Origin of the sequence: Tuberibacillus calidus DSM 17572 (assembly GCF_000430685.1) — a bacterium.
GTDB lineage: Bacteria > Bacillota > Bacilli > Bacillales > Sporolactobacillaceae > Tuberibacillus > Tuberibacillus calidus.
The window spans coordinates 65629-73278 of sequence record NZ_AUMM01000018.1; the positions used below are offsets into that span (position 1 = coordinate 65629).

General features: G+C 46.0%; 9 protein-coding genes, 1 rRNA gene and 1 other annotated feature. All 10 genes read right to left on the bottom strand.

What is annotated here, in order from left to right; all coding sequences use genetic code 11:
* Nucleotides 1–32 precede the first annotated feature (32 nt).
* The gene (locus H532_RS0105755) at nucleotides 33–605 is read right to left on the bottom strand and encodes a YhcN/YlaJ family sporulation lipoprotein (RefSeq protein WP_245566415.1); all 573 of its coding nucleotides are present in this window, start codon (nucleotides 603–605) and stop codon (nucleotides 33–35) included.
* A gap of 221 nt (nucleotides 606–826) precedes the next feature.
* Nucleotides 827–2134 carry a LysM peptidoglycan-binding domain-containing protein gene (gene safA, locus H532_RS19495; protein WP_027724701.1) on the bottom strand — a complete coding sequence of 436 codons (1308 nt, stop codon included), beginning with the start codon at nucleotides 2132–2134 and terminating at the stop codon, nucleotides 827–829.
* Between the two features lie 103 nt (nucleotides 2135–2237).
* Nucleotides 2238–3530 (bottom strand): GTPase ObgE, encoded by a 1293-nt coding sequence (gene obgE / locus H532_RS0105765; RefSeq protein WP_027724702.1) that lies wholly within the window; start codon nucleotides 3528–3530, stop codon nucleotides 2238–2240.
* Nucleotides 3531–3534: 4 nt separating this feature from the next.
* Nucleotides 3535–4080 carry a Spo0B domain-containing protein gene (locus tag H532_RS19500; RefSeq protein WP_051263166.1) on the bottom strand — a complete coding sequence of 182 codons (546 nt, stop codon included), beginning with the start codon at nucleotides 4078–4080 and terminating at the stop codon, nucleotides 3535–3537.
* 162 nt (nucleotides 4081–4242) lie between these two features.
* The gene (rpmA, locus tag H532_RS0105775) at nucleotides 4243–4533 is read right to left on the bottom strand and encodes a 50S ribosomal protein L27 (RefSeq protein ID WP_027724703.1); all 291 of its coding nucleotides are present in this window, start codon (nucleotides 4531–4533) and stop codon (nucleotides 4243–4245) included.
* On the bottom strand, nucleotides 4520–4876 hold the full coding sequence (locus H532_RS0105780) for a ribosomal-processing cysteine protease Prp (protein WP_027724704.1): 357 nt from the start codon (nucleotides 4874–4876) through the stop codon (nucleotides 4520–4522). Before H532_RS0105780 ends, rpmA begins: the two co-directional genes overlap by 14 nt.
* A gap of 11 nt (nucleotides 4877–4887) precedes the next feature.
* Nucleotides 4888–5199, bottom strand: coding sequence for a 50S ribosomal protein L21 (gene rplU, locus H532_RS0105785; protein WP_027724705.1), 312 nt, complete (start codon nucleotides 5197–5199; stop codon nucleotides 4888–4890).
* Between the two features lie 14 nt (nucleotides 5200–5213).
* Nucleotides 5214–5287 (bottom strand) — a sequence feature (ribosomal protein L21 leader region).
* 64 nt (nucleotides 5288–5351) lie between these two features.
* Complete coding sequence (locus H532_RS0105790; RefSeq protein ID WP_051263167.1) at nucleotides 5352–6266, bottom strand: site-2 protease family protein; 915 nt, start codon at nucleotides 6264–6266, stop codon at nucleotides 5352–5354.
* On the bottom strand, nucleotides 6259–7011 hold the full coding sequence (locus H532_RS0105795; RefSeq protein ID WP_027724707.1) for a M23 family metallopeptidase: 753 nt from the start codon (nucleotides 7009–7011) through the stop codon (nucleotides 6259–6261). Before H532_RS0105795 ends, H532_RS0105790 begins: the two co-directional genes overlap by 8 nt.
* Before the next feature lie 356 nt (nucleotides 7012–7367).
* Nucleotides 7368–7483, bottom strand: a 5S ribosomal RNA gene (gene rrf, locus H532_RS0105810).
* Between the last annotated feature and the right edge of the window lie 167 nt (nucleotides 7484–7650).

A 7650-nucleotide genomic window follows, 5' to 3' on the forward strand; every position in this document is an offset into this window, starting at 1 on the left:
GTTTCGGCCTCTTCGGAGTCAACCCCTATGAATTAGCGAGCGTTATTTTGGAAAGGGCGCTGAATGATGTTGCCGATGTCGTTAAGAATTCCTCGAACATCGGATTGCACTTCCCTACCGGCCGAACCGTTAGTAATGCGTTTATTAACATCCATGATCCGGCCGACGATGTTCCGGTCTGTCACGACACGAACGTGTTTGTCACCAACGATATTTTTTGTCACGATGCGGACTTGTTCATCCAGTTGTTGAAGGTTTTGGTTATAGTTTTCTGGAACTACACCGACAACAACCGTATTACCGCTGATGAGCACACTGGAATCACGGACACCTTTTAACCCGTTGACGCGTTGAGCAATTTGCCGCGCCGTCCGCGTATCCCATTGATAATATTGATTAGCGTTATCATTGACATCGGCGTTTCTCATATATGGCCGATTCGGATAGACGTCGCGGTCCGGAACTAAGTTGGGTCTACCTTGATTCGTGTAATAGCCAACATTGCGCGTCCCATCGTAATTGTCCGCCGCATTGCGGTCAACAGCGGCACCACAGCCGGTTATAAGCGAAAGCGCCATGACACCGGAAGTTAAAGTCAACAGCACGTTTTTCAAAGTCAAAAGCCCCCTTTCACACATTAGGATGTGTGATCCCGCAAGCGCTTAAACTGACAGTTCGAGGAGGGCTTGTTAATATTTTGTCGTCACGCAAAAAAATGGTTTAAAAAGAAAAAGTCCGACTCATTTCGTAGGAGTCAGACCGATCGGTATGTGTCACTTTATTTAACCGTAAACCACGCTCGCTTGGTTGCGAGCGAAAGGCCTTTTTAATCCTCGTCGCCCCATTTCGGAGCAGTCGGTAGGCTTTGTTGACTCGCTGATGGACCGTCATTTGTCCGCGGATAGCCTGGTTGGCCGTAGTAAGGCATATGGGTCGGTGAATAAACATAACCTGGATAGCCCGAAGTTGGTGACATTTCTTGCCCAGAATAACCGGTCGCAGGCGCCCCCGTTGTCCACTGTCCCGGAAGCACCTCACCATCAGGTAAAGAAGCCGTTGGATAAGTTGTACCTTGTTCGTAAGCATACTCCGGTCCCATTGAATAGCCGTAGGGAGAAGGCGTTTGTCCATATGCGCCATATGCCCCACCGTAAACATAGCCTGGGCTATAGCTATAGGTACTTCCATACATATAGCTCGTTCCTTCACAACCGCAAGGAGAATACGATGTAGGCATGGGCTGTACAGGAACTGGGTGACCAGAATAAGGGGAAGTATAAGCCCACGGATCAGCACCTGAAGGCGAAAGCCCGGGATAATAAGATGGTGACATTGGCATTTGCCCATAAGCTTCATGTGGATAGGTCCACGACGGCATGACCGATGATTCGGTTTCTGTTTGATAATAAGGGGTAGGCATTTCTTCTGGTTTTAATTTTGGCGTCATCATGTTCGGGAACGGATCATCCATCATGGGAATATCCACATTGCCCTTTCCACTCGGCACATTTGCCTTCCCAAGGGGTTCCTCATTGACTGGCAATGTCGGCGGCAAGATATTGGCCGGCTTAAATGCCACTTTTTCCGGTTCAGTCACCATTTTTTCTTTCATAACCGGCTGTTTTTCCTGCTTCTGGGGCATTTTCTTTATTGGCTTTTCGCTTGCCGGTTCCTTTTTCATCATTTTTTCTTTTTTAATCTCAATTTCCACATTAATCGGTTTTTCCGGAACCGGTGCTTCTTTCTTAATGATATTTTCTTTCTTAGCCGGCATTTCTTTTTTCATTGGTATTTCCTTTTTCGCCGGCATTTCCTTCTTGATGGGCATTTCCTTTTTCATCGGCATCTCTTTTTTGACCGGCATTTCCTTTTTCATCGGCGCTTCCTTAACCGGCATTTCTTTCACTGGCATTTCTTTCACTGGCATTTCTTTCACTGGCATTTCTTTCTTCACGGGTGCTTCTTTCTTTTTTACATGAACGCCCCCCGTTGGCACTTTAATTTTCATGCCAGGCATGATTGTATTCGGGTCCTTTAGCTGTGGGTTCGCCTTTTGCAACTCGCTAAGGGCGATGCCATGTTTTTTGGCAATCTCATACAATGTGTCGCCCTTTTGGACGGTGTAAATTTTCAAATCACGATCCCTCCTGCACAAATTCATTACATTATATTGTTTCAGGAGGGCTCTTGCCACACATTTTTCCTTTCGGCAATGACTTCAGGATAGGCCTTCGATTTTATTCAGTGAATTCGAATTCAAAATCCAAGATTCGAACAGTATCGCCATCCTCGATCCCGCGTTCGCGAAGGGCATCATCAACACCCATGGCCCGCATTTTACGAGCAAAGCGACGAACGGATTCGTCTCGGTTAAAATCGGTCATTTTAAACAGCTTTTCAATTTTTGGTCCGCTTACGACATAAGCGCCGTCATCATCCCGACTGATGCGGAAGGCTGGTTCCTCTTCCTCGAGACGATAAGTCACTTGTGAAACTTGGTCCTCTGCTGCTGCGATTGGAAACGCCGGGGTTTTCTCAAGCAAATCCGCGACATGGTATAAAAGCGGCTTTAATCCTTGTTTTGAAGCGGCCGAGATCGGAAAAATGTCGACTTCTTGATGATTTTCGCGTAATTTTTCTTTAAATGCTTTGAGGTTAGCTTCTGCGCCAGGGAGGTCCATTTTATTCGCGGCTATAACTTGCGGCCGCTCCATCAATCGCCACTCGTATTGGCGCAATTCGTCGTTAATTTTGACATAATCATCATAGGGATCGCGCCCTTCGACGCTCGCCATGTCGATCACATGAATGATGACCCGCGTGCGCTCAATATGCCGGAGAAATTGGTGACCAAGCCCCGCCCCGAGATGAGCGCCTTCAATAAGACCAGGCAAATCGGCGATGACAAAACTGCGGTCATCATCGAGAGCGACGACACCGAGGTTAGGAACGATCGTCGTAAAATGATAATCAGCGACTTTCGGTTTGGCCGAAGACACGACAGATAAAAGCGTCGATTTGCCGACACTCGGAAAACCGACGAGCCCAACATCAGCCAGCAATTTTAATTCAATGCGAATCTCGCGTTCCTCGCCAGGCTCTCCATTTTCAGCATGATGCGGCGCAGGGTTGGCCGGGGTGGCAAAGCGGGTATTGCCTCTTCCGCCGCGTCCTCCTTTGGCAATCACGGCCCGCCTACCATGTTCTGTCAAATCGCAAATCATTTCATTCGTTTCCCGATCATAAACGACCGTTCCTGGGGGGACGCGTACAATCAAATCCTTAGCATTTCGACCATGTTGGTTTTTTGGACCGCCATTTTCGCCGCGCGGTGCTTTAAAATGTTTTTGGTAGCGAAAATCCATCAGCGTGCGTAACCCTTCATCCACCTCGAAGATGACGTCCCCGCCTTTTCCGCCATCCCCACCGGCAGGACCGCCCATCGGCACATATTTTTCTCGGCGAAAGGCGACCATGCCATTGCCGCCGTCTCCGCCTTTTACATATACATTGACTTGATCGACAAACATAATCTCACCTCAACAGATCCGTCAGTTCCACGATAATGACGGGATCTTCCTTTTGTATGTATTGTTTTACGGTTATACCGGATTGATGCAGCTCGTCAAGTTGCCGCGCTAATCCTTGAGGATCGCGGAAGCTTCCGGAAAACTGAAAGCTTACCTTTGGCGTTAAACGATCCGTAAAAATAGTGAGATTTAGGACATTGTTGCCCCCTAAATCACAGGCTTTTTCAATGGCCGAAAAAACGCCGTTCAACATCATATATAAAGGCTCATCGACATTCGACCAATCGGCATGGGGACCGTCGATCTTCACCTTTAGTTGAAACGGTTTCGGCGCCCAGTTATAACCTATTAGAAACAGCGCTGTTTTCGGCACATTCAGATTCGAAAGCTTCGCTTCGTTCTTAGCTTTCTCTGTTAGGCTGTCTAGAATGCCTTCAAAGCGATCCAATCGTTTTAAAGAGGCATTCGCCTTTAGCAGTTGAATATGATTTAAAAAATCATGCCGCACCGCCCGCAACATTTCAATCACTTGTTTTTCGTCATACGCCAAAAGCCACTCCCCCCTTTACTTTTACTTCGATAACACCTTCTTAAAGTATAAAGGATTTTGGGATATTCAAGAATATAAAAAAATAGCCGCTGCATCAAGTTATGAAACCGTAAAGAAAATGAAAAAACCGACCGAATGGCCGGTTTTTATGTCATATAAAAATTAAGCTTCTTTGGCAACAGGATAAACGCTCACTTGCTTTTTGTTGCGACCGAGCCGTTCGAACCTTACAATGCCATCAACTTTAGCAAAAAGGGTATCGTCACCGCCGCGGCCAACGTTTTTACCCGGATAAATTTTTGTACCGCGTTGGCGATACAGGATGGAACCGCCGGTAACAAATTGACCGTCAGCCCGTTTGGCACCAAGGCGTTTGGCGATGGAGTCACGACCGTTTTTCGTGCTGCCGACACCTTTTTTCGAAGCGAAAAACTGAATGTCAAGTCTCAACATGAAAGACACCTCCTTCATCATTGACTTTTATATACTTTCCGTAAGACATTTCAATCGTTCGTAAAGCAACGACCATGCCCTCAAGTAACAGTTCGGCTTTCTTGCGTTTTCCAGCTTCAAGTCCATCTGGCAAGCGGCCGGAAAGATAACCACCATTGGAATTCTGGTCGATCAGGAGCGAAAAACCGCATAATGCTTCAACGGCATTCACAGCACCAAAGGACACCGAAGAAACACCAGCACAGACCAAATCGAATCCGGCAGGACCCGCCCCGGCGTGCCCGCTGATTGTAAAAGCGTCAATATGTCCGTTTCGATTGCGCGTGACTTTGACTTGGATCATGGCAATCGGCCTTAAGCGTTAATTTTTTCAACCGTTACTTTTGTAAATGGCTGACGATGACCTTGTTTACGACGATAGTTTTTTCTCTTTTTCAATTTAAAAACGATAATTTTTTTGCCGCGGCCGTGTTCAACGACCTTTGCCGTAACAGAAGCTCCATCTACAAGAGGGGAACCGATTTTAACGTCATCTGTGCCACCGACAAAAAGCACTTTATCAAAAGTGACCGTTTCACCGGCTTCGGCATTTAATTTTTCGACATAAATGGTTTGTCCCTCTTCAACTTTTAGTTGTTTGCCACCTGTTTCGATGATTGCGTACATGACGATGCACCTCCTTAGAACCTCAGACTCGCCGATGTCGGGTGGCTTTACGCGCTTATTAACCCTTATCGTGCGGTTGGAGCGGGTGCTCCATAGACTAACAGATGTATATTACCACGATATTATGGCATATGTCAACCGCATATAGAGGCTTAAGTAAACACCTCACCAATGGACTTGTCGGTTAGTTTTCCAGAAAAAAACGCCTCCAAGAGTGTTTTTTCATCAATTTCCCGCTTCCATCCGCGCCCTTTGATTAAGATGCAGTGTTTGACACCTCTCCGAAATTCCGCAAAAATTTTCCAAGCCGAGGTCTCCGGTGTCACGATGATCTTTCTCGTACGCGACCTTTTATCATCCCCGCTCGCATGCCACCGCTCCAATAAAAAGCGCATGAAAACATATGGCTGCGCCCTCCACTCCTTTAATATGGAAATAACCAAAAAGAGCGCCACTATGGAATAGTTTAATAAAAAAGTGGTGTGCCAGACAATCCAGCCTGTGATGATGAGCAAAAATAAAGCGCTTAACAATAGTGCCAGACGATACGCTTTTTGGTAGGGGAGTTTCAGCGATAATAAAAGAAGCAAGATTTTTCCACCGTCCAATGGCCAAATGGGCAACAAATTAAACATTAAAATCATCCCATTTCGCTGCAGAAAAATCTCATGATTTTGCTCGTTCCAGAAAGAGCATCCGAGAAGCAAAAACGAAACGATCGGGAGCCAAAGATGCTGAATGGGGCCGGCCAATATCACCCACCATTCCTCTTTCATCGGCCTTGTCCCGTGTTCATTGACGCGGGCTACCCCACCGAATGGTAGGATTTCAACGGTTTCAAGCCGCCAACCGTAATGAAGGGCCATAAAAGTATGACCACATTCATGAATAAGGACAATAAAAAGGACCGTTAGAACTTCCCAAAAATGACCGGTCAAAATACCTGCACCAAGAACCATCCAAAATATCGGGTGAATCCGAAACTTTTTAAATAACCATTGGAATCGTTCGTTTGCATCCACTGGGTTTCTCGGAACCGTAGATCTTTTAAAGACTCCCTTATTCAAACTGTATCACCTGAATAGGATCGATAAAATGATCACCCTCTTTGATCGCAAAATAAAAGATCCCTTTATTTTCGCTACTGTTTTTGGTAACCGTACCAATGATTTGCCCTTTTTTAACAAAATCATATGGTTTGACATTCACTTTATCTAATTTGCCGTACCAAGATTCCGTGCCATCACTATGCCGAATGATGATGGTCTTACCAATTTCTTTTTTTTCGTTAACGGAGACAACAAACCCGCTTTCAATGGCCTCTACTTTTGCGTCCTTTTCGGTTTGAATGAAAATACCTTGATTGGTATCGGAAAAATCCTTTGTCACCGTCAGTCCACCGCTGACTGGAATCGAAAAACCTTTATTTTTTAATGACACTTTTTCGCTAGGTGTATCCGATGGAAAGAGGGCTAGCGGCTCGCCGAATTTTTGTTCATACCAATCCGAAACCTTCGCGAAGTTGACATCTTCGTTTAGGGCATAATGGATGATCTTCTCTGCCTCTGGGAAGGCATCAGCATAACTTTTATAAAAAATGCCAGCCCCAAACACTAACGCCGCTGAAATCACGCATTTAATTAAAAATGTTTGTGAAGTTCCCTCCCGTGGCTTCATCACTGAACCGTTTAGTCCTGACTTTTCGGGTGAAAACACGTCGTTGGGGATGCCCCAACCTTTTGACCTTACAGATTGGACGAAACGTTCGCGCCGCTCCCTATGCCTTTTTCTGATCTCATCAATTCTGGCCATATCACATCATCCCTCGCGTTGTAATCCTTAATCCAATTTATGAGGCGGAGGGACAAGTTATGACATGTCCAACTTACAGTCTTCGGATTTATCAATTTATGGTACTGCTTTTTCTGCATGGTTGGCCAAGACGATTTTGTTACTTCTGATCTTAAGGATTTTCGCTATCTTTTGTAGCTTTATCCTCTGGCTATTTGGTTTTATACGCGGAATTCCGGATTTTACCGCCATCTTATCTTTTACACTTCTTGTTCTGGAGAAAAACTTGGCTCTACCCATCCTTTTGAGCGACGGCAGTGCCTTCGTTGCCTTTTACAGAAAGAAAAAGAGAACAGCTTTCGCTGTTCTCTTCCATTGCCCGGCAACGACCTACTCTCACAGGGGGAAGCCCCCAATTACCATCGGCGCTGAAGAGCTTAACTTCCGTGTTCGGGATGGGAACGGGTGTGACCTCTTCGCCATTGTCACCGGACAGATCAGATATTGAACGTTCGACGCAAGGCTTAGCCTAGTCGAACTTCTTTTTCAGGTGCGTTTGCGCCCTGAAAACTGAAAACGAAGGTTTCGCGCATCTTTTTTTGGTTAAGTCCTCGACCGATTAGTATTCGTCAGCTCCACGTGTCACCACGCTTCCACCTC